The 26,059-nt window shown below is 45.7% G+C and carries 27 protein-coding genes and 1 tRNA gene; 12 read left to right on the top strand and 16 right to left on the bottom strand.

The window, feature by feature from the left end:
* Positions 1-149: 149 nt before the first annotated feature.
* From cbiB to PLE7327_RS12825, 3 genes are read right to left on the bottom strand one after another with little or no spacing between them, the layout of a single operon-like run.
* The gene (gene cbiB, locus PLE7327_RS12835; protein ID WP_015144257.1) at positions 150-1,130 is read right to left on the bottom strand and encodes an adenosylcobinamide-phosphate synthase CbiB; all 981 of its coding nucleotides are present in this window, start codon (positions 1,128-1,130) and stop codon (positions 150-152) included.
* A 16-nt stretch (positions 1,131-1,146) separates the two neighbouring features.
* The gene (locus PLE7327_RS12830) at positions 1,147-1,545 is read right to left on the bottom strand and encodes a GFA family protein (RefSeq protein ID WP_015144256.1); all 399 of its coding nucleotides are present in this window, start codon (positions 1,543-1,545) and stop codon (positions 1,147-1,149) included.
* 14 nt (positions 1,546-1,559) lie between these two features.
* Positions 1,560-2,003, bottom strand: coding sequence for an Rrf2 family transcriptional regulator (locus tag PLE7327_RS12825; protein ID WP_015144255.1), 444 nt, complete (start codon positions 2,001-2,003; stop codon positions 1,560-1,562).
* 323 nt (positions 2,004-2,326) lie between these two features.
* On the opposite strand from PLE7327_RS12825, the gene PLE7327_RS12820 reads away from it, so the two are divergent.
* Positions 2,327-2,707 (top strand): AbrB family transcriptional regulator, encoded by a 381-nt coding sequence (locus PLE7327_RS12820; RefSeq protein ID WP_015144254.1) that lies wholly within the window; start codon positions 2,327-2,329, stop codon positions 2,705-2,707.
* 157 nt (positions 2,708-2,864) lie between these two features.
* Here the strand turns inward: PLE7327_RS12820 and PLE7327_RS12815 are convergent, their stop codons facing one another.
* Positions 2,865-4,202, bottom strand: a complete 1,338-nt coding sequence (locus PLE7327_RS12815) for a glycosyltransferase family 39 protein (protein ID WP_015144253.1) — start codon at positions 4,200-4,202, stop codon at positions 2,865-2,867.
* Positions 4,203-4,809: 607 nt separating this feature from the next.
* On the opposite strand from PLE7327_RS12815, the gene PLE7327_RS12810 reads away from it, so the two are divergent.
* From PLE7327_RS12810 to PLE7327_RS12800, 3 genes are all read left to right on the top strand, one after another.
* Complete coding sequence (locus PLE7327_RS12810) at positions 4,810-6,741, top strand: sodium:proton antiporter (RefSeq protein WP_015144252.1); 1,932 nt, start codon at positions 4,810-4,812, stop codon at positions 6,739-6,741.
* Positions 6,742-6,838: 97 nt separating this feature from the next.
* Positions 6,839-6,961, top strand: a complete 123-nt coding sequence (locus PLE7327_RS26160; RefSeq protein ID WP_015144251.1) for a hypothetical protein — start codon at positions 6,839-6,841, stop codon at positions 6,959-6,961.
* Positions 6,962-7,014: 53 nt separating this feature from the next.
* Entirely contained in the window at positions 7,015-8,655 is a 1,641-nt protein-coding gene (locus PLE7327_RS12800) for an MBL fold metallo-hydrolase (RefSeq protein WP_015144250.1), read from the top strand.
* A gap of 63 nt (positions 8,656-8,718) precedes the next feature.
* Here PLE7327_RS12800 and PLE7327_RS12795 read toward each other — a convergent pair whose 3' ends face one another.
* The 3 genes from PLE7327_RS12795 to PLE7327_RS12790 all read right to left on the bottom strand — a co-directional run bounded on the left by PLE7327_RS12795 (position 8,719) and on the right by PLE7327_RS12790 (position 10,248).
* Positions 8,719-9,027 (bottom strand): DUF6679 family protein, encoded by a 309-nt coding sequence (locus tag PLE7327_RS12795; RefSeq protein ID WP_015144249.1) that lies wholly within the window; start codon positions 9,025-9,027, stop codon positions 8,719-8,721.
* A 37-nt stretch (positions 9,028-9,064) separates the two neighbouring features.
* A complete protein-coding gene (locus PLE7327_RS26155) occupies positions 9,065-9,199 on the bottom strand; it encodes a hypothetical protein (protein WP_256377690.1) in 135 nt (44 codons plus the stop codon).
* Between the two features lie 128 nt (positions 9,200-9,327).
* A complete protein-coding gene (locus tag PLE7327_RS12790; RefSeq protein ID WP_015144248.1) occupies positions 9,328-10,248 on the bottom strand; it encodes an alpha/beta fold hydrolase in 921 nt (306 codons plus the stop codon).
* A 159-nt stretch (positions 10,249-10,407) separates the two neighbouring features.
* Here PLE7327_RS12790 and PLE7327_RS12785 point away from each other — a divergent pair, with 159 nt between their 5' ends.
* From PLE7327_RS12785 to PLE7327_RS12760, 6 genes are all read left to right on the top strand, one after another.
* On the top strand, positions 10,408-10,932 hold the full coding sequence (locus PLE7327_RS12785; RefSeq protein ID WP_015144247.1) for a GNAT family N-acetyltransferase: 525 nt from the start codon (positions 10,408-10,410) through the stop codon (positions 10,930-10,932).
* A gap of 60 nt (positions 10,933-10,992) precedes the next feature.
* Positions 10,993-11,066, top strand: a tRNA-Pro gene (locus PLE7327_RS12780).
* A gap of 340 nt (positions 11,067-11,406) precedes the next feature.
* Positions 11,407-12,189: a Tic22 family protein gene (locus tag PLE7327_RS12775; protein WP_015144246.1), complete on the top strand. Its 783-nt coding sequence runs from the start codon at positions 11,407-11,409 to the stop codon at positions 12,187-12,189.
* Position 12,190: 1 nt separating this feature from the next.
* A complete protein-coding gene (gene prmC, locus PLE7327_RS12770) occupies positions 12,191-13,093 on the top strand; it encodes a peptide chain release factor N(5)-glutamine methyltransferase (protein WP_015144245.1) in 903 nt (300 codons plus the stop codon).
* 28 nt (positions 13,094-13,121) lie between these two features.
* Positions 13,122-13,721 carry an L-threonylcarbamoyladenylate synthase gene (locus PLE7327_RS12765; protein WP_015144244.1) on the top strand — a complete coding sequence of 200 codons (600 nt, stop codon included), beginning with the start codon at positions 13,122-13,124 and terminating at the stop codon, positions 13,719-13,721.
* Positions 13,722-13,734: 13 nt separating this feature from the next.
* Positions 13,735-14,553: a sensor histidine kinase KdpD gene (locus PLE7327_RS12760; RefSeq protein WP_015144243.1), complete on the top strand. Its 819-nt coding sequence runs from the start codon at positions 13,735-13,737 to the stop codon at positions 14,551-14,553.
* Here PLE7327_RS12760 and PLE7327_RS12755 read toward each other — a convergent pair.
* The 9 genes from PLE7327_RS12755 to PLE7327_RS12715 all read right to left on the bottom strand — a co-directional run bounded on the left by PLE7327_RS12755 (position 14,513) and on the right by PLE7327_RS12715 (position 22,983).
* Positions 14,513-14,983: a GNAT family N-acetyltransferase gene (locus PLE7327_RS12755; protein WP_015144242.1), complete on the bottom strand. Its 471-nt coding sequence runs from the start codon at positions 14,981-14,983 to the stop codon at positions 14,513-14,515. The two genes, PLE7327_RS12760 and PLE7327_RS12755, sit on opposite strands and share 41 nt — an antisense overlap.
* A gap of 424 nt (positions 14,984-15,407) precedes the next feature.
* Entirely contained in the window at positions 15,408-15,725 is a 318-nt protein-coding gene (gene rpsJ / locus PLE7327_RS12750) for a 30S ribosomal protein S10 (RefSeq protein WP_015144241.1), read from the bottom strand.
* Between the two features lie 152 nt (positions 15,726-15,877).
* Positions 15,878-17,107 carry an elongation factor Tu gene (tuf, locus tag PLE7327_RS12745; protein ID WP_015144240.1) on the bottom strand — a complete coding sequence of 410 codons (1,230 nt, stop codon included), beginning with the start codon at positions 17,105-17,107 and terminating at the stop codon, positions 15,878-15,880.
* A gap of 99 nt (positions 17,108-17,206) precedes the next feature.
* Complete coding sequence (gene fusA, locus PLE7327_RS12740; protein ID WP_015144239.1) at positions 17,207-19,282, bottom strand: elongation factor G; 2,076 nt, start codon at positions 19,280-19,282, stop codon at positions 17,207-17,209.
* Positions 19,283-19,435: 153 nt separating this feature from the next.
* Complete coding sequence (rpsG, locus tag PLE7327_RS12735) at positions 19,436-19,906, bottom strand: 30S ribosomal protein S7 (protein ID WP_015144238.1); 471 nt, start codon at positions 19,904-19,906, stop codon at positions 19,436-19,438.
* Positions 19,907-20,081: 175 nt separating this feature from the next.
* Positions 20,082-20,459, bottom strand: coding sequence for a 30S ribosomal protein S12 (gene rpsL / locus PLE7327_RS12730; RefSeq protein WP_015144237.1), 378 nt, complete (start codon positions 20,457-20,459; stop codon positions 20,082-20,084).
* Positions 20,460-20,584: 125 nt separating this feature from the next.
* The gene (locus tag PLE7327_RS12725; RefSeq protein ID WP_015144236.1) at positions 20,585-20,914 is read right to left on the bottom strand and encodes an iron-sulfur cluster assembly accessory protein; all 330 of its coding nucleotides are present in this window, start codon (positions 20,912-20,914) and stop codon (positions 20,585-20,587) included.
* A gap of 262 nt (positions 20,915-21,176) precedes the next feature.
* Complete coding sequence (locus PLE7327_RS12720) at positions 21,177-21,572, bottom strand: cupin domain-containing protein (protein ID WP_015144234.1); 396 nt, start codon at positions 21,570-21,572, stop codon at positions 21,177-21,179.
* A 196-nt stretch (positions 21,573-21,768) separates the two neighbouring features.
* Positions 21,769-22,983 carry a DUF3747 domain-containing protein gene (locus PLE7327_RS12715; protein ID WP_015144233.1) on the bottom strand — a complete coding sequence of 405 codons (1,215 nt, stop codon included), beginning with the start codon at positions 22,981-22,983 and terminating at the stop codon, positions 21,769-21,771.
* 349 nt (positions 22,984-23,332) lie between these two features.
* On the opposite strand from PLE7327_RS12715, the gene PLE7327_RS12710 reads away from it, so the two are divergent.
* Together PLE7327_RS12710 and PLE7327_RS12705 are read left to right on the top strand one after the other, a co-directional pair.
* Positions 23,333-24,430, top strand: a complete 1,098-nt coding sequence (locus tag PLE7327_RS12710; RefSeq protein ID WP_015144232.1) for a glycosyltransferase family 4 protein — start codon at positions 23,333-23,335, stop codon at positions 24,428-24,430.
* Positions 24,431-24,944: 514 nt separating this feature from the next.
* A complete protein-coding gene (locus PLE7327_RS12705; protein WP_015144231.1) occupies positions 24,945-26,048 on the top strand; it encodes a glycosyltransferase family 4 protein in 1,104 nt (367 codons plus the stop codon).
* The last annotated feature ends 11 nt before the right edge of the window (positions 26,049-26,059 follow it).

Genomic DNA, 26,059 nt, shown 5'->3' with positions numbered 1-26,059 from the left:
ATAGGCGCAGCAAAATATCTGCTTAAGTAGCCAGAGAAGGAATTCTTTGTCTAGGAGGCTAAAGTCCGTCTTATCTGAGATCTTGCACCATTTTCAACAACTGCTGTTGTCATTAATTTCCCGGCCGATCGAAACAGAAAGTAGCGAGGTCAATCTAGTAAATCGATCGCGAGTAGAAACAACAGCGCGATCGCTAACCAAATGAGAAAGCAATAGCGAGTTAATCGCAAGGCTTGGTAAATTTTTTCAGAAGTAATAGGATAGGTGGGGTCGCCCAATAACGGTTTATATTTAACGACCCCGCCATAGACATTATTCCCCCCCAATTGCACTCCCAAAATCGCCGCATAAACGCATTCACTCCAACCAGAGTTAGGACTGGGATCTTTAACCGCATCGCGACGACACATTCGCAAAACCCGGCCCGGTTTGCCAGAGAGCAGTGCTAGCGTCAACACGGTTAAGCGACAGGGAAGCCATGTCAGCCGATCCTCTAATTGGGCACTAAACCAGCCGATATCTGCATAGGGTTCTTGGCGATAGCCCAGCATCGAATCGAGAGTACTAGCAGCTTTATAGGCTAAGGCAAGGGGAACGCTACCCAAACCAGGGACAAACGCACCGATAATGGCATAAAATAGCGGAGCTGTCACGCCATCCGGAGTATTTTCTGCGACGGTTTCTAATGTCGCCCGTAAAATTTCTGATTGGCAAAGATGTGCCGTATCTCGACCGACATATCGACTCAATTTAGAACGAGCTAGTTTAATATCGCCAGAACTTAATGGTTGTAAAACATCGATCGCTGCTTTTCTCAAACTACGACCGGCAAAACAACTTGCTAATAAGATTATTTCGATTACAATTCCTAAGATGGGATGAATCCAAGTTACTCCCCAGACAATTAACCACCCCACCAGTCCGCTGCCAATAATTAATCCTATGCTTAAAATAATTCCGGCTACGCAACGCTGCCATCGGTCTTGGAAGTAGTTAATTGTTAACCGAGTGAAATGGGAAATAATCCATCCCATGACTTGTACGGGATGAAGCCACCTCCAAGGATCTGCGACTAAAAAATCTACAATGGCAGCCAACAGTAAGACAACGACAGCGATATTGACCCTCACAATCTTCTAGCTAAATTCAGACCTCAGAATTCTGGAGCTTATCAATATTTTCTTCCCAATCAGCCCCGTCAAAAGGCTGGAGTTTAAATTTCGCTAGGACATCTCCATCGAGACAGCGAACGTTGACATCTATCCAGTTAGGATGAGAGCGGGGGCAATAGAAAGGATGAATGCCACAAATCCGGCAAAAAGTATGTTTAGCTGTATGAGTACCAAAGGTGTAAGTCTCTAAAACTTCAGAACCTTTGAGTAAGGTAAATTTTTCCGGCGGCACGATTAGATGAAGAAAGCCTTTTTTGCAGCAGATCGAGCAATTACACTCGATAGCTTCCCGGCGATCGACAATCACTTGAAAGCGAACTGCACCGCAGTGACAACCCCCTTCAAAAGTGGCGGATTCGTTAACTATTGTCATGAGAATTAAATAATCTAAACAACAAAGCTAGTTTCCTCTCCAATAGCGGCTTGCCAGCTACGAGCATCGTAATAGAGATCGGCAAGAGTGATACTATAAAGTGCCTCTTTCATTTTCTGGTGGAGTCGCTTCCACAAACTAAATGTTACCCAATCTTCAGCTTGTTCTGCGTCTGGGCGATAGCGAGGTAAAGGCTCAATTGTTTCTCCTACGGCTTCTAAAATTTGACCGAGAGAAATTTGACTTGGTTGACGAGCTAATTGATACCCACCTTGGGAACCTCTTACTGACATAACTAAGCCAGCGCGACGCATTTCGATTAACAATTTTTCCAAATAAGGAGCGGGTAAATCTTGTCTGTGTGCGATCGCTTTTACCGAGGTCGGACCGTAACCGGGCTGTAAACTTAGATCTAGTAAGGCTTTAACGCTATAATGACCGCGAGTTGTGAGCTTCATTAATAAATTTTTTGGTTGAGCTTTTGTCAAAATGTAACCTGCCTTTTATACAGAGGCAGCAGCTCGCCTCTCTACTTTCTAACATTTACTTAACCTCCAGAACCAGGCAAAGTCAAACATTTGTAAATTCCGAGCGGATTTTTGTCTAAAGATTGAGTGCAATCGATTAATATTAACTCAATGAAACTCGAATTAATTTTACTTTTTGCGTGTAATATAGTCTTATAGAGAGATAACAATCAAATCTATTTATTGCCTTTGTTAAAATTACAGTAGGCAGTAAACCTGTAAACCCTATAAGTAAATAGTTGGCCTAGAAGTTGATGACTAAAACTACACAACCAGAACCTTTAACTGGCGAAGACTTACTCCAGAAAGTTAAATCCTTAGGCAACCTCTCTAAAGAGGAAAAAGCGAAACAGTGTGGCTATTATACCGTTACTAAAAACGGTATAGTACGAGTTAATATGATGAAGTTCCTTAATGCTCTAATTGATGCAGAAGGGATCGAGTTAGACAGTACTTCTAACGGTCAAGGACGTGGCGGTCGGACGGCAAGCCATCGCATTAGAGTACAGTCTAATGGCAACCTTCTCATTGGCTCGGCTTATACGAAGAAGATGGGATTGCGAGAGGGAGATGAGTTTGAAATTACCCTGGGTCGAAAGCACATTCATCTCAAACAGATCGAGCCATCTGAGTAATAAGCTGGCGACCAAAAAGAAGGCTAGAGACTTGCTAGCCAAAAAGTCTAATAAACTTCAAAAATAAGAGCAGAGTTATGTTCCTTATTGAGGAAAGCTCAACTTGGGAAAAATTCTGCTCTTGGGGAGGTTTAATATTTGATTTATGGGTTGCTTTCTAGTTAAGGAACACTATCCAATGAGAAGAGCAGACAAGAAGCAGCCAAGAGACATACATTCCCCAAAACAAGACTAAAATAAACTGCTCGGATCGTTGAGCTAATAGTGCTGCGCTCACTGCCCAAGTCAATGAAAGGGCACCCAAAAATAAGAACGCTAAGTAATCGATCGCGACAAACGCTCCAAAGTTAACGTCAAAATAAAAACCAATACAAACAACAATCGGAACCAGAGTTAACAAACTCAGAACTATCGTCCAAAGCCGAGGGTAAACGCGATCGACAGGTTTGTCGATCGCCTCAGCTAACGCCGCACCCCCGGCTAGTGCCAATGCTGGATAAATCGGAACGATCGCGCCAACGTGTCGTGTAGAAAACAGCGAAACGATTGCTAACAAAACGCCGATCCAAACCAAGAGCAGCTTAGCCCATCCCCAGTTTCGTTCTTGCCAAGCCAATCTCAGTCCGTAAAGCGCAAAAATTAGCCAGGGCAAAGAAGATTTTAAAATCTCCAGCAACGGGTGCCAAGACAGCCCGATCGCATACCCGTCAATAACCTTAAAATATTGACCGAACATCTCCTCAGCAAATGGTTTGCCGTGACGTAGAAATTGAGCCGCATGCCAAGCAAGGGCTGGAGCACCTCCCAGCAGAGCGCCAATGGCAAAAAAGCCCGAACTCAAAAGCCTTGGCGTATCCCAAGCCAGAAACAAAAGAGCGATCGCCGCGACAATAACCCCTATTATTCCTCGAGATAAACCCAGCAAGCTCAAACCGACTCCAATCCCCAACGCCCAGCGCAAATCGCGCCGCGATCGCACGATACAGACTATTGTCAAAATTTCAAAACAAAGCACGGCTCCATCGAGCATGGCTAACCGTCCGTAACGCACCACTGGCAATAGCGTCAAGTAGATCGCTGCCGAAAAAAGAGATGGCATGCGAGCGGCAAAAATCTCGCGACCCAAACTATAGAGAAGCGGAACCGAACAAGCTGCTAAAAATGCTCCTGGCAGACGAGTCGTCCATTCATTGCTTCCGGCAAGCGAATAAACTAGGGCAATCAGTCCGTGAACTAACGGAGGTCGTTCCAGATAAGGTTGTTCTTGGAGAGTCGGAAACAGCCAACGCAAGGAATCGAATGGAGCAGAGGCAATTTCCTTCGCCACCTGCGAGACGGTTTGTTCGTCTGCCTGTAACGGCAAATTTCCCAAATTGATGCTAAACAACACTAAAGCCGCCAAAAATAACCCTGCTTTCGACAGGAACTCAATCCAACGAATTTCTTGGCGGAGTTTATTTCTCGAACGATTCCAAGCAAAGGTTTGACGATTCATAGAGTAGCCAATCTTTCCAGATTACTTGCATTTTGCCCTAACTCGCACGAGCGGCAGTGGCAGTTACGATTTAGAGTCACATAGAACAACATCGCTCAGACTATAGGAAAATCAGAGCGACTCCCCTCATTGGACTTTTCTTTCTTCTAGCGTGTCCTAAATTCATTGTTACAGCAACCTGCCTTAGGGCATTGGGTAAAATAGAAAAAATATATTTTTAGGCGCGACAGTTTGAGGCTATCGACCACAAAACTCTCTAAATCGATTGTTGGCAAAAGAAAGCCCGATTATCGTCAACTCTTTTGAGGATATAAGAACATCAATGTTAAAATACCCAAAATGAATAAAAAATTTCCATTTCCAACAGTCGATCTTTTTTTAAATTCAAACTAATAACCGAGTTGATTGCAGACATATTATTGCTTGAGAACTAAATCTATATCCTAAATTTAGCTAAAGGCGATCTTTGATGGTTCGGAAGATTCGCTAGGGGCAATCTTACTAGAGCTTGATGTTATGAAAATCATTTTTGGGAATATTGAAACTAAGCCTCTTGCCAACGCCCAGATTCTAAACTGTCAGAGATGCGCCTGCGATCGATACGCCTATGGAAGGATCGTTTGAATTAACCCTGCAAATCGCGATTGCGGTTCTTGCAGGCATCAGCGCTCAAGTCGTTGCCGAATATCTGAAAGTTCCTAGCATTATTTTCTTGCTCTTATTTGGCATCTTGCTCGGACCAGACGGATTGAGCCTGCTGCATCCCCACCATTTAGGGGTGGGCTTAGAAGTTATCGTTGCTCTCTCAGTTGCCATTATTTTGTTTGAGGGAGGATTAAATCTCTCCTGGCGCGATTTGGGGCGCGTCTCCGGCAGCCTGCGCAATCTCGTCACTATCGGCACGCTCATCACCCTGATTGGCGGCGGAATGGCAGCTCATTGGCTGGCAGAATTTCCTTGGTCGATCGCGTTTCTCTATGCCTCGCTCGTCGTCGTGACGGGTCCGACAGTCATTAGCCCCCTGCTCAAACACGTGGAAGTAGATCGGCGAGTTGCCACCTTACTTGAGGGAGAAGGAGTACTCATCGATCCGGTAGGAGCCATTTTAGCCGTCGTCGTCCTCAACACGATCCTCAACAGCAACGCTACTCCGGTAGAAATCTTCAGCAGTCTGCTGCTGCGCTTGGGCATAGGAGCGGCAATTGGAGCCGCTAGCGGGTGGCTGCTCGGTCTATGCCTCAAGCGAGCCAGCTTTCTCTCAGAAGACCTGAAAAACTTAGTCGTACTGGCAGGTGTTTGGAGTCTATTCTGTCTGGCGCAAATGAGTCGCAGCGAATCGGGACTGATGGCAACGGTAATCGCGGGCATGGTTGTGAGAGCATCTTCCCTTCCTGAAGAGCGATTGCTCAGACGGTTTAAAGGACAGTTAACCGTCCTGTGCGTTTCCGTCTTATTTATTCTCCTAGCAGCCGACCTGTCGATCGCGAGTATCTTTGCCTTGGGATGGGGCAGCGTTCTGACCGTACTTGCCCTGATGTTCGTCGTTCGCCCGATCGCGATCGCTGTTTGTACCATCAACAGTGGTCTGAACTGGCGACATAAGCTATTTTTGGCATGGGTGGCTCCTAGAGGCATCGTCGCTGCCTCAGTCGCATCCCTGTTTGCCATTCTCTTGACCCAGCAAGGAATTAATGGTGGCGATGCCATCAAAGCCCTAGTTTTTCTCACCATCGTGATAACCGTTTTCGTAGGCGGATTGACGGCTCGTTGGGTCGCCGGTTGGTTAAAAATTACCTCCTCCGAGGCAACGGGAGCGGTCATTGTTGGCTGTAACCCCCTAAGCCGCCTGATTGCACGCCTGTTTCAGGAGTCGGGCGAATCCGTCGTGCTCATCGACACCGATCCCGAAGCTTGTCAAAAAGCTGCGGCAGAAAACTTGCCCGTTTTTCAGAGTAGCGCTCTCGACCCCGAAGTATTAGAAGAAGCCGGGGTTCACTCCATGGGAACCTTTATGGCGCTCACCAGCAATGGAGAAGTCAACTTAGTCCTAGCGCAGCGAGCCGTAGAAGAATTCCAGCCACCTCGCGTCTTGGCAGTCTTTCCCAGCAATAGCCAGAGCAGCGTGACTAATAAAGCCAAAGTGAATCAAGCTTTCATCGAGCAACTGTCAATCAAAACCTGGAATCAGTATCTTAACGACGGTCAAGTGAAGCTAGGCACGACGATTCTCAAAGAGCCGGGATTGGAGCTACAACAAGCTCACTTACAAACCCTAATTCGTGCTGGAGAACTGCTGCCGCTACTCGTTAAAAGGGACAGAAGCCTCCAGGTAGTCAAAGCGACCGAAGAATGGCTCTGTGGCGATGAGATTATTTATCTCCTACACGATCCCAGACCTCAATTGTTAAAACGCCTTTCTGGAGGAACGCCGTCTTCCCGTTTGGCGCTAGAAAAGCTGCCGAAAGTTGAGGAAGTACCAGTCGTCGTTACTGTCTCCGAAACGGCTCTAGAAAACATTGCCGAACCCGCCAAGTCTTAAATTTTTCTGTCAATCGGGACTCAAGAGCGATAACCTAAGAAAAAATAGCGAAAGCTATCATAGATAGTGGGAGTCTCGCAACAGGAAGAAAATAATTATGGAAGTAAAAATGGTCATGGCGATTCTGACAGGGCTTTTTATTGTTAGTTCTCTGTTTTTCGGCACTAAGAATGGGTTTTACGATTCCGATAATTATGACGGCAATGGCTCGGCTCACTAGCGAGTGACTGGCGAATTGAACGCTTGCTCCAGTTCTCCTCCGTCAACGACAACATGAGTAAACGTCGCTCAGCTCCCGCCGATCTCCAAGATGGTTTGTCCTGCTTTCCCTATGGAGTAGGGCACGGTAACGAGGGAGTGTGTTTGTTAGTGACGATGGGAGCACATCGCATCCTCCTCGACTGCGGTTTAGCCGATATCCAACCGCTTCAAACCGAAGTAAAATCGCCCGCCGACCTTGTTTTATGCAGTCACGCCCACGCCGACCACGCGCGGGGATTGCTAGCGCTTCACGAGGCTTTCCCCGAACTGCCTATCTACGCTAGCGAAGTAACCATTCGGCTTTTGCCGCTCAACTGGCAAGATCGTCCTCCTCAAGAGATTCGTCAATTTTGTCAAGCTCTTAAATGGCGATCGCCAGTTGAATTATTCGACGACTTGACGGTGGAGTTGTTTCCGGCGGGACATTTACCGGGTGCCGCTGCTATTTTCCTGACTTATAAAACTCCCAAGCGCGCCTACAAGCTTTTCTACACGGGAGATTTTTCGCTCTCAAACTTTCAACTGGTTGAGGGCTTATCTATCGAAGCGTTGCGAGGATTAGCGCCAGACGTGCTAATTATCGAAGGCAGTTACGGAACAACCCGACACCCTCATCGCCGCCAGCAGGAAAAGCACCTAATGGAGCGCATTTATCAAGCTCTCGTCAGCGGACAGAACGTTCTCTTACCAGTGCCAACTCTGGGGTTAGGGCAGGAAATCCTTAAACTGTTGCGCTCCCATCACCAGTTTACGGGTCGCGATCTCGACATTTGGGTCGATGGCAGCGTCGCGCAAGCGTGCGATATCTATCTGGAACTACTGCCTCAGTTTCCCATCGCCGTCCAAAATTTTGCCAAACACCAACCTTTGTTTTGGGACGACAGAATTTGTCCCCGAATGCGCCGATTTCCCAGCCAAAAACTTCCGATTTTTGGTCAAGCTCCTTGTATCGTGTTAACGGATAACGCGGCTAATTTAGAAGACTATTGTTATTCTGGCTCTGGTTCTTGGTTAATTTTGGTACCCGAACGTCCTGGCGGTTCCTCGGCAACTGATGCCCCACAGATTGCGACTCTCAAAAAGTCCCGCCAGATCGCTGTTGAAAGTTATTTTTTAGCCGAACACAGCGATGGTCGCAACACCACGCAACTCGTTCACAATCTGCGGCCCCAGCACGTTATTTTTATTCACGGTTCCCCTCTTTATCTAGCTGACTTGACATCTTTAGAGGAGCTACAAAATCGCTATCAACTCCATTCTCCTGCTGCTGGAACTTTCGTCGAACTTCCTATCGGCGATAAGTTTATGCAACCTGCGGCTCCCTCGCCAACTGTTTATGAAGGCGAGCTAAACGAAACGGGAACTAGCGTTACGATTACCCTCCCCGACGCAATTACTGAAGATCCGCGCTGGAGTAATTTTTCCGATACGGGGTTGGTAGAAGCTCGCTGGCAGGGCGAAGAGTTAGTGTTGAGAGGGTTATCCCAGCGCGAGCTTTTGAGTCAAAGTAGCGAAGTCAGACGACTAGAAGATGTTGATTGCTGCGGCACGTGCCGCTACTGGAGAAGCCAGCGCTGTTGGAATCAAGCTTCTCCCTTGTATGGATTTAAAGTCACGCCAGAGGGCTATTGTCCGGTTTTTGAACCACTTTAGCGATCGAATCTATTAGTTGTAGAGTTGTAGGGGCGATTTGAGAATCGCCCCTACACTCACCGTTCACTGTTCTGAGTCGGGATAGCGAGGATAAATTTGCTCGGCTTCAGGGCATTCGTCTGAAACTGCGATTTCAGAACTCACTCGCGAGACAGAAGCTAGCTTTTGACTGATAGCACCAATACTTTCTAGACGAATCATTTCTTCCCACGAACAAATTTCATCGTCTTCTTCTGTTTCATAGCGAATCGTTACCAAATCGCCTTCTAAACCGACAATGCGAGCGCTTTCAATCCAGCGTTGTTGATCCCGCAAGAAAATACAAACTTCGCGTCCTTCGGTACAGAGTTGATAAATCTTGCGGTGTAGCATAGGCTTCTCCTTAGCAGGTAACTCGTCACTAAAATTACTAAATTAGTCTAGGTTGTTCCAACTTAACATCTGGAACGGCGATCGGATCGCTTCTGGCTATGGGAATTTTTGGCTTTATCTTGACATGAGATGCGATCGCGCCAATCATACGAGCTAAATTACTTTGATGCAAGTGTATCGCGTGCTAGCAATACTTAAGTCAGTAATTTTGCAGAATTTCTAAGCATCTAACTGCTTGCTGCTTCAGTGTTAATAATAACCCTCTCCTAGCTGGCTTTGGATTGCCATCACCCAAACCCCCTACTTTGAACTATGTTCTATTAGGATCTTAACAATTTTTGCCCCGACAATTTCAGGTTGCTCTATCATCGACAAATGTCCGCAATTGGGAATCTCAATCACATTGCCTCCATTGGCGGTAAAGAGTTGGTGAAAGCTGGCTAAATGCCGAACGTATTTTGGTTCCATCACATTATCTTTGTTCCCAGCCAAAAAATAGACGGGCTGTTGAAGGCGAGAAACCAATTGGGGAAGTAAGTGTACTTCGGCTTCTGTTGTCGTATCTAGCAACGATCCGATTGCCGCTTCTCCATCTGCCCGGACGAAATCGATAACCCGCTGTCTCCCCCAATGGCGAGCAAGCGGACGCGCTACCATCATGCGAGCAAATAAAAGGTCAATCAAAGGCAGAGAAGATAACCAACGCGGTCTCAGTTGAATCAATTGTTGCCCAGCCGTGCGAAATCGTTCAAATTCTTCTTTAATGTAAATCCCTCCGCCGGAATTCAGGCAAATCGCGCCTTTGACGATTTCCGGACACAGGTCTGCTGCCCACAGCGCAATGCTACCCCCAAGAGAATGCCCTATCAGCCAAGCTTTCTTTATCGCTAATTTTTCTAACAAAATGCTCAAATCTTGAGCATAAGCGGCTAATGAATAACAGGAATAGCCCTTGCTATCTCCCTCCCCCAACTTACTCCACTGAGGATTCGAGCAACTTTTTTGATGAGCTTCAACTGCTACTGGCTGCGAATCTCCAAATCCCCTAAGATCGTAAGTCAAACATTGATAGTCCGGCGATAGACCCTCGACGAGCGGTTTCCAATAGTTGCGACTTAATAACCAGCCATGAATGAAGACTAGGACAGGATTATCTGAATTGGAAAAGAGAGGCGTAAGCTCGTAAGCGTGTGGTACTCCCAATATGTCTATAATTGGCATATTTTCATCCTATCCCAACAGAGAGCCATTTGCTCGCTAGAGGTAGAATAGACTAAGCTAGAAAATTTTATTCTCCTTACGAGTCTCAGAAAAATTTTTCCGGCTAAATTCAGTATAAATTAAAGAAAATTCTCAAGCAAAAGCAACAGCCGCATTGGCATGGTTTTTTGGAAACGATTATTTAGCAATTCGGAAACGGTTACGACCTCTGGAACAACTCAGTTCGATGGAGAATTGTTAGAGTTGACAGACGATCCTCTAAGTCAGTCTCGTATTGTATTTAGCACCGAACGAGATCTCGATCTTTACGAACTCGAAGAACTTTGCGATGCCGTCGGTTGGGCTAGACGACCTCTACGAAAAGTCAAAAAAGCCCTTGAATGCAGTTATCTAGTCGTCTCTATGTGGGAAGTTAGGAACAATAGGCGGCGTTTGATTGGGTTTGCTCGCGCTACGTCAGATCACGCTTTTAATGCCACGATTTGGGATGTCGTCGTCCATCCGACCGTTCAAAAACAGGGATTGGGCAAAGCTTTGATGAAATATACCATCAAAAAGCTCAGAAGTGATGATATCAGCAATATCACTTTGTTTGCCGATCCCCACGTGGTTGACTTTTATCGCCGACTAGGGTTTGTTCTCGATCCGGAAGGGATTAAAGGAATGTTTTGGTATCCCAACTAATTTCTGATTTTTAAATCCTTTTGAATTTGGGGCGATTTAGTCTATACTGGATGAAGCGACCGGGATGTAGCGCAGCTTGGTAGCGCGCCTGCTTTGGGAGCAGGATGTCGCAGGTTCAAATCCTGTCATCCCGATTACGGCTCGGAAAAATTGGTAAAAGAAACTTTCTGAGCTGGCATCAATCGAACATCCGTAAAACATGGAAATCTAAACTTCCAGTTGTTTACTATTTTTTTACAATTTTGTCCTAGGATACCCTAAGATCGGAGGGGAACTTTAGCTAGTCTCTCGAAGTCAGAAAGAAAAGTTGGTATTGAAAAAATGCCCGATTAATTCGCAATAAGCTCCTAGAAAACGTCATAGCGATGAAATTCTAGAAGACCTAATAAGCTATAGAGGATTTAGAGCTTAGTTAGTCAAAATTTTTCCGATAAATCATCTATATTTAAGCAAAAAATTTGAGGTAAAGCCATCATGAAGTCATTAATCCGTTGGAGTGCTACCCTGGGATTGGTCGGAAGTGCGATTTTAGGGGTTGGCTTTGGTCAAGCCGCTAAGGTATTGGCTCTTCCCCAAGACCAAATTATCAAAACTCTACAGCCAGTTCCAGTATTTACAATTGTGGACGCACAAGGCGCTCCTATAGTGAAACAGCACGAAAATAAACAGGTAACGGGAGTATTTATCAGCCAACAAGACGCCCAGAATTTTTTTCAACAACTGCAACAGCAAAATCCAGAACTGGCGAAGCAAGTTAAGGTTCAACCCGTATCTCTGGGAGAAGTTTATAAGTTCTCTCAGTCAATGGAAGGCAAACCCGACGGATTAAATATTGACTATGTGCCAATGAATGATGAAGTCGAGTTGGCAAAGCAAGTCATGAATCAAAATGGACAACAGTATCCAGAAGGGGTAGTGCCGTTATTTGTCGCTAGAGTTGGCAAAGAACAAGGGTATCTAATGATCGAACGGAATAACGAGTCAAGAATTCCCTTCTTTTTTGAAAAAGCACAACTGCAACAGTTGCTAGAGCGCTTCAAAAAGGAAAAACCCGATTTGGCTTCAACTGTGAAGATTGAAGTCATTCCTCTGGAAATTATGATTGCGACGATGAAAGAAAAGAATGACGAAATGCTAACTAAAATTGAGTTAGTTCCTTCTCAAGAGTCGCTACAATTTATTCAATCTACTATCCAAAACCGAGGTCAAGGTAATCCCCAAGGTCAGCCAGCCCCTCAAAATCAACAAAAGAAATAAATTGGAGTCGCTAACGGTATCGGGTCAAGAACTCGCTCTCTGGCGCGACCGAGCCAAGCAAGATGCGATCGCTGCTGGGGTTTCTCCCGATGAAGTCGATTGGTTGCTAGAGGAAGTAGCAGGTCTAGACAAACTATCACTTCGTTTGGAGTCTTTTAAGGAGCGATCGCAAATTCATCTGAAGCAACCTTTATCAGTCTTAACCGAACTATGGCAGCAACGCCTACAAGATCGCATGCCCGTTCAGTATTTAGTAGGTGTTGCTCCTTGGCGACATTTCTCTCTAAAAGTGGCGACCGGAGTACTGATTCCTCGTCCAGAGACGGAATTGCTCGTCGATATTGCCGTTCGTGCCATCCAAGCTAGCCCAACGCCAGATCTGGTTTCGGGATATTGGGTCGATTTAGGCACGGGAAGCGGGGCAATTGCCCTCGGACTTGCCGAAGCTTTGCCCGATGCCAGGATTTATGCCACAGACACGAGTGCAGAGGCTTTAGCAATTGCCCGACAAAACGCGATCGCGCTGGGCTTTGGCGAGCAAATTAAATTCTGCCAGGGTTCTTGGTGGTCGCCGCTAGAAGCGCTTAAAGGTCGAGTTAGCGGCATGGTATCCAATCCACCCTATATTCCGACTGCTGAGATAGCTCGTCTGCAACCGGAAGTCGCTCGACACGAACCTCGCCTAGCGCTCGATGGAGGTAGTGACGGTCTCGATTGTATCCGTCATTTAGTCGAAACAGCTCCCGATTACTTGCGCCCTGGCGGCATCTGGTTAATCGAAATGATGGCAGGTCAGGCCGAGCAAGTCGTGCAACTGCTCCAAAAGCGAGGCTGCTACGACAAGATTCAGATTTTCTGTGACTTAGCAAATATAGAACGTTTTGCTTTAGCGTATCGTTGTTAGTAGTTATTAATTCAACAACTAACAACCAATGCCCAAAGTTTCTCAAGTCGAACTGGTTCGAGAAGCGCTTGCGGGTCGAGTCGTCAGTTTTCCTACCGATACCGTACCCGCTCTCGCTGCGCTGCCAGAAAATGCGGCGCTGATTTTTGCTGCAAAAAGGCGCTCTCAAGATAAGCCGTTAATCCTGATGGGGGCTTCTGAGGAGGATTTATGGCCTTATGTAATGGGGACGCCTGAAGAATTCGCGATTTGGCAACAAGTCGTCGATCGCTATTGGCCGGGAGCATTAACATTAGTCTTGCCTGCTTCCGAGCGCGTCCCCACGGCAATGAATCCCACCGATCCAACAACGATTGGCATCCGCGTTCCCGATAGCAGGATCGCTCGCGCCATTCTAGCCCAAACCGGACCGCTAGCAACGACCAGCGCTAATTTTTCAGGAGAGCCGCCTTTAGAAACGATGAGTGCCATAGAAAATGCTTTTCCTGACGTTTTAACCCTCGATTGTGCCGAGTTAAACGACAAAAAACAGGGAAGCGGTCTTCCGTCTACAGTGGCAAAATGGACAAGAAAAGAGTGGAAAATTTTACGTCGGGGAAGCGTACAAATTCTAAATATAGAATTGTGAATAGCAGCAATTTATGAATGAGATAGAGGCGCTCAAAGAAGAATTAAAGCAAACTAAGTTAGCTTATCTCATGGCAACCCAGCTCGGTCAATTTAAAAGTGGTTTTTTGGCGAGAACGGCGCACGAGTTGCGATCGCCTCTAAGCAGTTTGATTGGTTTGCATCAGATAATTTTGTCTAATTTGTGCGATAATCCTCAAGAAGAGAGAGATTTTCTCGCGCAGTCCTATCAATCTGCCCAACAATTTCTCAAACTTCTCGACGAACTGATCGAAGTTTCTAAGATAGACTGTGGCGCGATCGAGCTAGAAATTCAACCCGTTTACTTAACTCAAGTCTTTTTAGAGTTACATCAGTTCACCTACTTACAAGCTAAGAATCGCAGACTCGATCTAGAAATTGTCTCGCCGCCGCCAAATCTTCGCGTAATGGCAGACTACCAGCGCCTTGTACAAATACTTGTTAATCTCGTAGATACCAGCATTAGCTACCTCAAAGAAGGTAGGATTCGAGTTGTAGCGATTGCCGAACGCGCGTCCACAGAAAAACTTGCAGGTTGTGTCGATCTCGATTGTCCCGTCAATATTTGGTGCGAACCAATCGATTTATTCCAATCTACATCAGAAACCCCATCGATGCCACAACCTAATTTGGAAGAAACTAGCTTCTTGGCTCAAAATCTTCAAATGTCCTCAGGAATGAAATTGTGGGTTGCTCAAACCTTATTAGAGGCAATGGGAGGAAAGTTAGAGGTTTTAGAGATATCTTCTTCACAAGCAACTGCTCAAAAGATTACACGGTTACGGTGTCGGCTTCCCATAGTTCTGGAATAGGTAGGGGACTAGCGCTTGGAAAGTTGTGTAACACCATAGTGGTTGTCCTATTTTCCTGAAAGCCTATCCGTTCGTAGAAGCTTTGTTGATGAGTGGTCATCAAATAAACTTTCTCAACGCGATTAAGCAAAGGATGACTTAATACGGTCTCTACCAGCTTGCGTCCCAATCCTAGTCCCCGATAATCTGGGTGAATGACGACATCCCAAATCGTAGCGCGATAGATGCCATCGGATGTAGCTCTGGCAAAACCGATGGTGCGATTTGCATCCCAAACGGTGACAACTGGATTGCTATTGTTAATTGCAATTTCTAGATCTTCTATTTTTCGCTCGCGCGCCCAAAATGCGGCTAGGTTAAATAATTCTTGTAACTGATAAAGATCGATCGCCGATCTTTGAGCGCAAAATCGAATGTGGCGGCAATCCATTGTTGATAATCCCTACGACCTGTGTCCGATTAATGATTCTGTTGGAATCTAATTAAGCTAACCTATTCGGGAATTACTGGCAGACGATTGTGGCGGCATCTTTTGACTTAATTATTGTTTTAGTTTAGCTAGTTTTAGGATGGCTATTGAACCATCTTGTACTGCTAATATTTTATGTAAATTGTAGCGAGTTTGACAGAAAAATCAAGCGAATCTGATTTAAGTTATCTGGATTTCTTGACTTTTAACTTATCGTACTGACAAATAATACCAACTAGATCCCCAGCTCTAGCAACCGGATACCATTCGCGTATTCAAACAGGATCTGATGTAGTCATGCCGAGCTAGCAAACAGTTAGTAGCTATTAGTTATGGTTGGTAAGAACCAACTAACATCTTCTACTAACTACTCGCTACTAACTCCTTACAATTTCACTTCAATATCAACTCCCGCGGGCAAATCTAGCTTCATCAAAGCATCGATCGTTTTTGAAGAAGGCTGATAAATATCAATGATTCGACGATGAGTACGAGTTTCAAAGTGTTCGCGCGAGTCTTTATCAACATGAGGCGATCGCAGGACGCAATAGATTCTGCGCTTGGTTGGCAAAGGAATTGGACCGATTGCTGTAGCGTTGGTTCTATTTGCCGTGTCTACTATCTTTTCACAGGAGGTATCGAGCAGGCGACGGTCAAAAGCTTTCAAACGAATGCGAATTTTTTGTTGTTGAAGGGTTGCCATTTTCTTTCTTTAAATTGTCAAGGTTCTGTTAATGGTTTGTCATTTGTCATTTGTTTATTTGCGACAAATAACCGTTTCAAGATAGTAATGGAGCAGACAAAGTATTTGACTTTTCGACACTTATCTGCTCCGACTGCTTTAAGTAAGTTGTTCTACTTAAGGATTTTCGATACGACTCCAGCGCCGATGGTGCGTCCGCCTTCGCGAATGGCGAAACGCATTCCTTGTTCGATCGCGATCGGGTTAATCAGTTCGACCGTCATTTTGATGCGATCGCCAGGCATGACCATTTCTACTGCGCTGCCATCGTCTGCGGTGTAGTCTTTAATCGTTCCGGTTACGTCGGTCGTACGCACATAGAACTGAGGGCGATAGTTCTTGAAGAACGGGGTGTGACGACCGCCTTCTTCCTTAGTCAGAACGTAAACCTCTCCCTCAAATTGCGTGTGAGGGGTGATCGAACCTGGTTTGGCGAGTACCATTCCCCGTTCGACTTCTTCTTTCTTAAGACCGCGAAGTAGCAGACCAACGTTGTCTCCAGCTATACCTTCATCGAGAGTTTTCTGGAACATTTCTACCCCAGTCACCGTAGTGCTGCGAGTATCCTTAATTCCCACTAATTCAACGGTTTCACCGACCTTAATTCTGCCGCGCTCGATTCTTCCGGTTGCTACGGTACCGCGACCAGAGATTGAGAACACATCTTCTACTGCCATCAAGAAGGGTTTATCGACTTCGCGTTCTGGCGTGGGAATATAATTGTCTACCGCTTCCATGAGTTTATAGATTTGGTCAACCCACTCATTTTCCCCTTTCTGAATTTTGGGATTAGCAACCATGGCTTCGAGTGCCTGGAGGGCAGAGCCAGCTACGATTGGAATTTCATCCCCATTAAAACCATATTGGCTCAGAAGCTCTCTTACCTCAAGCTCGACGAGTTCCAACAGTTCCTCGTCATCGACCATATCTTTCTTGTTTAGGAAAACAACGAGGTTAGGTACGCCTACCTGTCTTGCCAGGAGGATGTGCTCGCGAGTTTGGGGCATAGGACCATCAGCCGCAGACACGACTAGAATAGCACCATCCATCTGAGCGGCTCCCGTGATCATGTTCTTCACATAGTCAGCATGTCCGGGGCAATCTACGTGAGCGTAGTGACGATTTTCGGTTTCGTACTCCACGTGAGCGGTATTGATCGTGATGCCCCGAGCTTTTTCTTCGGGAGCCGCATCAATTTCGTCGTATTTTCTGGCTTTTGCCTTACCCTGTGCAGCTAAAGTCATTGTAATTGCTGCCGTTAAGGTCGTCTTACCGTGGTCTACGTGACCGATAGTACCAATGTTTACGTGGGGTTTAGTTCGTTCAAATTTTGCGCGTGCCATGAATTATCGTTCCTTTTTTGATTCCGCTTCACATTATCAGTTATCAGGTTTTACCAGTGACCTACAAAAAAGCAACTGGTCACTGGTTACTGGTCACTGTTAGGCGTTCCCTTTGTTTTTCGCAATAATCGTCTCAGCGACGTTGCGAGGTACTTCTTCGTAATGACTGAACTCCATTGAGAAGATACCTCGACCTTGAGTTTTTGACCGGATATCGGTCGCGTAGCCAAACATTTCTGCCAGAGGAACTTTAGCAGTAACCTTGGCTAAGCCAGCTTCGGAGTTCATACCTTCAATGTTGCCGCGACGAGAGTTGAGATCGCCCATAACATCTCCTAAAAAGTCTTCTGGTACTTCTACCTCGACCTTCATCATCGGCTCTAAAATTACTGGAGATGATTTCATGACTGCATCTCGAATTGCCATCGAACCTGCAATCTTAAATGCCATTTCATTAGAGTCAACTTCGTGATAGGAGCCATCTACTAAAGTAACTTTAATGTCAATTAGAGGATAGCCAGCAACAATTCCCGATTCACAAGCTTCTCTGACTCCGTTCTCAACGGCTGGTATGTATTCTTTGGGGATTGCCCCCCCAACGATCTTGGAGACAAACTCGAATCCGCTCGCCGGTTCGCCTGGTTCGACTTCGATTACAGCGTGACCGTATTGACCTTTACCGCCGCTCTGCTTGATGTATTTACCTTCGGCTTTGGCAGGCTTGCGGATAGTCTCGCGGTAAGCCACTTGAGGTTGACCCACATTCGCTTCTACTTTATACTCCCGCAGCATTCTGTCAACGAGAATCTCTAAGTGCAACTCGCCCATTCCAGCAATGATGGTTTGGTTTGTCTCTCGATCGACGCTGACGCGGAAAGTCGGATCTTCGTCAGCTAGCGCCTGAAGAGCCTTAGAGAGCTTATCCATGTCTTGCTTGGTTTTTGGCTCTACTGCTACCGAGATAACGGGTTCGGGAATAAAGAGCGATTCTAAAATGATGGGATTTGCCTCGTCGCAGAGGGTATCTCCCGTGGTTGTGTTCTTCAAACCAATAGCCGCACCGAGATCGCCCGCGCGCAGTTCTTCAACTTCAATCCGCTCGTTGGATTTGAGGACGACTAGGCGAGAAATTCGCTCTTTTTGTTGTTTGGTGGAGTTGTAGACGTAACTGCCTTTTTGCAAGACTCCAGAATATACTCGCAAGAAGGTTAAACGTCCGAAGGGGTCAGCAGCTATCTTGAAAGCCAGTGCCGAGAAAGGTTCGTTATCGTCAGCCTTTCTGACTGCTTCGGTTCCATCTGGCAGAACGCCCTTAATAGCAGCAACTTCTGTGGGAGATGGCAGATAATCGACTACTGCGTCGAGTAGCAACTGAACGCCTTTGTTCTTAAAGGCGGAACCGCATAACATCGGTACGATCGAGCCGGCAATCGTCCCTTGGCGCAACCCTCTCTTGATTTCTTCGACGGTTAGTTCTTCGCCTTCTAAATACTTTTCAATCAGCGCTTCGTCGGTTTCTGCTACCGCTTCGATCAGCTTAGTGCGATATTCTTCTGCCAGCTCTTTCATATTTTCAGGGATCTCGGTATCTTCATAGTTCTTACCGAGGTCGTCTTTGTAGATTCTGGCATTCATCTGCACGAGATCGACAATTCCCTGGAAATCGCTTTCTGCGCCGATGGGAATTTGAATGGGGACGGCGTTCGCTCTCAGGCGATCGCGCATCTGCTCGTATACTTTAAAGAAGTTCGCTCCGGTGCGATCCATTTTGTTGACGAATGCAATCCGAGGCACTTGATAGCGGTCTGCTTGCCGCCATACAGTTTCAGATTGGGGCTGGACACCTCCCACCGAACAGAATACGGCAATTACACCGTCTAACACTCGCATGGAGCGTTCGACTTCGATAGTAAAGTCCACGTGACCGGGCGTATCGATAATATTAACCCGGTGGTCTTTCCAGCTCGTACTGATGGCGGCAGCAGTGATGGTGATGCCGCGCTCCCGTTCCTGCTCCATCCAGTCAGTAATAGCAGTCCCTTCGTGGACTTCGCCCAATTTATGAGCGACTCCCGTATAAAAGAGAATTCGTTCAGTTGTTGTTGTCTTGCCCGCATCTATATGCGCTGCGATACCTATATTGCGCACTCTCTCCAGCGGGATGCTACGTGCCACAGCTACCTCCTTTGTCTTGCCCAGCAAATATTAATCGTATCGTTAGGATTTGTTTACACCCTTTACAATTCTATACTTTTCTTTGTTGAAATTATTCAACGTCGTAGAGGAGGTGACCGTACCTCCTATTTTTAGAACTAGATTAGGCAGATTTTAGTATCTGTAATGAGCAAATGCTTTATTTGCCTCAGCCATCCGATGAGTTTCTTCTCGTTTTTTAATAGCTCCCCCGGTTTCGTTGGCGGCATCCATAATTTCATTGGCAAGTTTGCTTGCCATCGTCTTACCGCCTCTGTTGCGAGAATAATTAATCAGCCAGCGCAAGGCTAGGGTTGTTCCCCGTTCCGGACGCACTTCCATTGGGACTTGATAGGTTGCACCTCCAACGCGACGCGCCTTGACTTCCACTAGCGGAGTTAGATTTTTAATCGCTTTCTCAAATAATTCTATGGGATCGCTACTCGTTCGTTCTCCTATTGTTTTTAGGGCATCGTATACGATGCTAGAAGCCAGCGATTTTTTACCGCTTTTCATGACGCGCCGAATTGTCATATTAACAAGACGGCTATTGTATACGGGATCGGGGGGGATGGTGCGTCTTTTGTGACTAGATCGACGAGACATTGCTACTCTTTATCCTCGTATTGTTTAGAAATATTAGGAAGCTAGTTTTTGAGGTAAACAAACTAATTTTGCCTCCAAGCATTAATCTTGTCTTAAAACAAGATTGCTTAAGGCTGAGCTAATTATATTGTCTAATTAAAAATTAGACGACTCGACTAGGATTAGAAGAAATTAACTAAGCAGATTTTGGACGCTTAGTTCCGTATTTTGAACGACCTTGCTTGCGATCTTTAACCCCTGTCGCATCCAAAGTTCCGCGAATGATATGATATCTGACACCGGGCAAGTCTTTAACGCGACCGCCGCGAATGAGAACTACGGAATGTTCTTGTAAATTATGACCGATGCCGGGAATATATGCTGTTACTTCAAACCCTGAAGTCAAGCGAACCCTTGCTACTTTTCTCAAAGCGGAGTTGGGTTTTTTCGGCGTGGTCGTGAATACTCTGGTACAAACGCCTCGACGCTGCGGGCATTGCTTGAGCGCCGGAGATTTGGTTTTTTTGTTAAATTTAGCTCGTTCGCTGCGAATAAGCTGCTGAATAGTGGGCATGAGTTACTCGATAAAAGTTAGAACAAACTCCCAGTCAAAATGAAAATGGTTGACAAATTTCCATCCTACCGACATTAGAGCAGTTGTGTCAACCATTTTTATTAAAATATGCATTACGCGGCTTCCTAGACAGCGCAAGAGAAGGACAAAGCACAACCGCAAGTCGAAGCTGCATTGGGATTTTGAAAGCGAAAGCTACCTCCCATCAAGTCTTCGGCGAAGTCTAGCTTGAGATCTTTGAGGTAGGAATCGCTTTTCTCATCGACTAGGATAGAGATGCTTTGACTTTCGTAGGTGCGATCGCCGCTATGGGGCGTGTCGCAGAAGTCTAGTATATAGTATAAGCCGGAACATCCGCCCGTTTGCACGCCTAGACGAAAGTAGCTGCCAATTTTTTGACGACTTGCTTGCAAGCGCCTGATTTCATTGGCAGCAGCTTGAGTGAGATGGATCATTTATCGGTGATTAGTTATCAGTTACCAGTTACCAGTTATTCTATTTAATTTTGGATGACTATCGCTACGCTCAACATGACAGAGTCGAAGCCACCTCCGCCGCTCAATTGGCGGAGTATCTTCGACATTCTATACTTTTTAGACAACCTGTTAGTAGGGACGAGTTTATCGAAAAACGCTAGAGACTTACCTACAGTTACTGTCAAAAACCCGCCCGTACAGTGGTTAGTTTCCTCCTATCTTCCCTTGCTTCTCTATCTCTCTACTTGCGAGCATAGTCATCTTGGAAGCGAATGATGTCGTCTTCTCCCAAGTATTCTCCGTTTTGAACTTCGATGAGAATTAGCTTAATTACGCCTGGATTCTCCAGACGGTGTGGAGTACATTGAGGGACGTAGGTAGATTGATTGGCGCCTAAAATTTCTTCTTTATCTCCACAAATTACCCTAGCCGTACCGGAGACAACGATCCAGTGTTCGCTACGGTGATGATGCATCTGTAAGCTTAAGCGATGTCCCGGATTGACTTCAATACGTTTAATCTTATAGCCAATTCCTTCTTCGAGGGTCGTAAAAGATCCCCAGGGACGGATTTCGGTCGCTGCTACTCCCGTTTGCGTTACGGAGGTGAGCAGAGAAACTTCTTTGGACTGAACCATAGTTTGCTCCATAAACAACGTCGATCGCGAGACAATCAGAACTAACAGAGTGATAAATCACCTTAGCATAAGATAACAATAGGCACAGGAAAGTTGTCATCTGGGTAACAAACAATTCGCGCGATCTTTATCAATTCTTCACATTAAAGGCGCGGTCTAGTAGCCTATTAATTCCGTTTGCCTACACCGTTTTCATTCAGTTGGTCGGTTGCTGGGGATTTGAATTGACACAGTTAAGCATTCGCAAAGTGGCTGCTGCTGCGTAGTTACGAAAGGCGGGAGCGTTAGGAGCAAAGGCAGTGCCCTTTTCGTTAACTGGAGAAGCAACTTGGCAATAAGCTGACATTTGGCTGACCAAGGTTTCAGCCCAGTGTCCGGCTGTATCGGAGAAAGTTTTTGGCGTCTCCTTAGCTGGCAATTGTGCTGACGAACCGCGCTGAGTTTGGGCATATTTTGCTGCCTTCTGCAACACGGCTACTAACTCGGCTCTAGTCACTTCTTTAGTCGGTTTAAACGTCCCGTCGGGATAGCCGCTAACGATCTGATTTTTCTTTGCCCATTGAATCTTGGCAGCACTCCAGCGCGAACCATCTACATCAGTATAAGGGTTCTCAGAAATTCGGTCGGCAACGCTCACCTTGGTTTCGGGTACGGTTTTGAGAGCATCGACAATCATCGAAACCAATTGCTCTCTGGTAAGGGCAACTTCGGGACGGAAAGTACTATCTTCCTTAAAACCAGCGATAAATCCTTTGGCTACTGCTTGTTCGATCTCAGCTTTGTAGATGTCGTTGCCGATGTCTGTGAAAGCGATCGCTGGGGCGGGAGTATGATTGGGAGGTAAAGAACCGCCAGCCGCTACAATTGCTTCTCCATTGCCGCTGAAATAGAAGTGACCGAGTTCTTTGCCATCAAAGGCTCTTTTTGAAAATTGCCAGCCCGGTTCGAGAACGAACTTAAGAAATCCCTGACTCAGACCCCTCGTTCTAGCGACGACAATTTCTGATCCGCCCGTTCTAGGCGTTCCGACTAAGAAAAGTTCGCTATTGCGAGGAACGACGCTCAAGAGATAATTCAAGCCGTAGTCTCGACCGTCAATCCGAATGGAATAGCCGTTACTATCGGTAGCGCGCCGACAATGCCCGGTAAAGTCAAATTTTAACAATAGGGGTTCTACTACGACTGGATTGGCACCGCTTTCGCTCCAGCACTGTTTTTTGCCTGGAATTTGCTCGATCACGAGCAAGTCGTATTTATTGTTGCCATAGGGTCTGGCAACGGCAATCACTTGACTTTGGTCCATAACTCGTTCGTCGAAGGAGACTGCCGATTTAGCGGAATCCAAAGGAAAGATACTTGTTAATGCGAGGGTTGCTAAAGTTGCTAAACGAATTGGAAGCGTCAATTTCATGGTTTCTCCTGTATCAATTTATTGAAAGTTTTTGAATAACAAGGCAAGCAATCTGCGCTCGCCGTAAATGAATGACAAGCTTACTCGATGTCGGGTTCCAAAATCACTTGAAAAACTATCGAGCTATGTTGACTTGCTCCTTATAGAAATCGCAATCTGGATTCGGTTATGATAAAAAATTAACTAAAAATAAGAATAACTATTAACCAACATAGACTGGCGCTCGTATCATTGGCTTCTAGCGAAAGACAGAACTTTTTGACAACCGCGAAACCTCGATAGGTAATAATAACTGACGAATTGACGTAAGATTTGAAAAACTAAAAACAAAACCCGTCCGGCGATACCAATGCTGAAAGTTGCTCTGCTGCATTTTTGTTTTGAGGATTACACGGTTGAATTAGCCAATGGGTTGTGCCAGTATGTCGATCTAACCCTAATTCACCCGGAGAAAATCTCAGCAAGCTGTAAAAACGTTCTCGATTCGAGGATCGCCTTTCGTAGCTTTAAAAAACCTCGCATCCGCGATCCGCGTAATGTTTTGGCAATGAGGGAGATGATGCGGATCGTTCGCCAAGTACAGCCCGATGTTTTGCATCTACAGGAAACGAACGATCCCTGGTTCGATCTAACGCTTTTGTACCATCGAGTGCCGCCATTGGTGACGACTATTCATGATGTCGTGCGACACCCTGGCGATCGCGATCGCGTACCGGGTTCGGATTATACTCGCCAAATCGTTATTAATCGCTCCCAACAGTTTATCGTTCATGCCGATTCTCTTAAGAAAGCCTTAAGCGAACGATTTCCCAAGTCCAAGCGGCGAATTAACGTGTTGCCCCATGGAGAACTAGGTAGCCTTTATCAGCGACGTGTCGGTAAGATACACTTCCCCCGCGAGCCATATACGCTACTGTTTTTCGGAAGGATTTGGCCTTACAAAGGTTTATCTTATCTACTCAAGGCAATGCCTCTAATCGTCGATAAAATTCCCGAAGTTAAGTTGATTATCGCGGGACGGGGCGAAAATCTCAGACAATATTTTCCCAACGGCTGGGACGAGCGACACTATCAAATTATCAATGATTTCATTCCCATTGAAGAGGTCATAGCTTTGTTTCAAAGCAGCACCGTTGTTGTTTTACCCTACGTTGAAGCCTCTCAAAGCGGGGTTGCTGCTCTAGCTTACGGTATGGGAACGCCAATTATTGCCTCTGATGTGGGAGGAATCGGCGAGGTAGTTCGACACGAACGAGACGGACTGCTCGTACCGCCTCGCGACGTTCCCGCTCTAGCCGACGCGATCGTTCGCCTATTGAGCGATCGCCAACTGCAAGCGCAAATGCAAGCAGCAGCCTTGGCTCGCTGTCAGGAAGATTTGAATTGGTCAACCATCGCCGCTCAAACGGTTGAGATTTATCGCCAAGCGCTAGCGTCAAACCGTTGAAAGATTTTATTGGCTCGCAGCAAGAAGATCTTTACGCTTATCGCTTCAATAGCTCTGTATTTTTCCCTGCGTGCGGTGCGCTCCTGGCTCAGCCAGGCTCGGTCGGTGGTTTATTCTGAATTTACTTTGCCACTCGCGATCGCTTTAAGGCTCTGTCATAGCTTGATTCCATTAAGACTATGGCAGCTATTTTTATGAGTTTTATATTTTTAATTGTTGCCTAAAAATTCAGCAATAAAAGGAATATTGTTGATTTTCAATTTTATAAAAACATTAATTAATTTGCGATTATTTTTAGTTTATATTTTAAATGCTGTGAATTCAGGAGATCTGATTTTAGAGTTAGATTTATAAAGCGATGATATTCTTAAAATTTACACTTTGTCTAACATAACTAAAACAAAACTGTCAGAATACGACAACATTTTTCGAGGACTGGAATCGCAACAAATTTATTGCCACTCTAAGGTTCTGATATATTATTTGCAAAACATGAAAACTGCCGTTTGACGAGATGGACTCATTAAAATATCAAGTAGTCATGATGGGGTCTAACCTCAACCAAAAAGGTGGCATTGCTTCTGTCGAAAAACTAATCTTAAACTATAGTCTTCCCGAATTTGAGATTCGGCATATTACAACTCATGATGAAGGGTCAACCTTTTATCGCGTTCGAGTCTTTATCAAAGCTTTGCTCGCTTTAATATTGCTCCTATCAAAAAAAGACATAGATTTACTGCATGTCCATTTTTCAGAACGCGGTAGCGTCCTCCGAAAAACGATTGTTATTTTTGTTGCCTCGTGGTTTAAGAACCCGATCTTAATGCATGCCCACGGAGCTGAATTCCATTCATTTTTCTCGACTCTTCCTAAATGGATTCAGCAATTAATCAGATTGGCATTTCGTCAATGTAAAGGATTAATTGCTTTATCTAAAACCGATCGCGAACTATATATTCGCAGTCTTCAGTTACCGCGCGATCGCGTTTTTGTCCTTCCCAATCCCGTCGAGTTACCCTCTCAAGTTCCAGAACGAGTCAATCGCTCATCCGTCAATCTTGTCTTTTTGGGACGAGTAGGTCAGCGCAAAGGAGCTTTCGATTTAATCGAAGCCTTTGCCAATTTACCGGATCTCCAGCAGCAAAAAGCCAAATTGATTTTGGCAGGCGATGGAGACTTAGAGAGAGGATATAGGTTAGTCGAGAAGTTCAGCCTTGCCGAGAGAGTTGTTTTGTTGGGCTGGATTTCTCCAGAGCAACGCAATGCGCTTATGAGCGAAGCGGATATTTTTGTTTTACCTTCATATCATGAAGCCTTACCGATGGCAATCCTAGAAGCGATGGGTTGGGGTTTACCGATTATAGCCACGCCTGTAGGAGGAATTGCCGAGCTAGTTGTCTGTGGCGAGAATGGTCTGCTAGTAACGCCGGGAAATATCCAGCAGCTTTCTAATGCCATGAAATTGGCGATCGAAGACGAACCGCTGCGACTGGCTTTAGGAAAAACCGCCAGAACTATGGCGGCTAGGTTTGATATCAAAAATTACTGGCACAGTTTGGAGCAGCTTTATCGTCTAATCGCGACACCTCGCTTGCAACAAGCCTATGTCAGTAAATAAACATGCCGCTG

The organism is Pleurocapsa sp. PCC 7327 (assembly GCF_000317025.1).
In the GTDB taxonomy this organism is placed as follows: Bacteria; Cyanobacteriota; Cyanobacteriia; order Cyanobacteriales; family Microcystaceae; genus Hydrococcus.
This window is presented reverse-complemented; position numbering and strand designations above follow the sequence as displayed.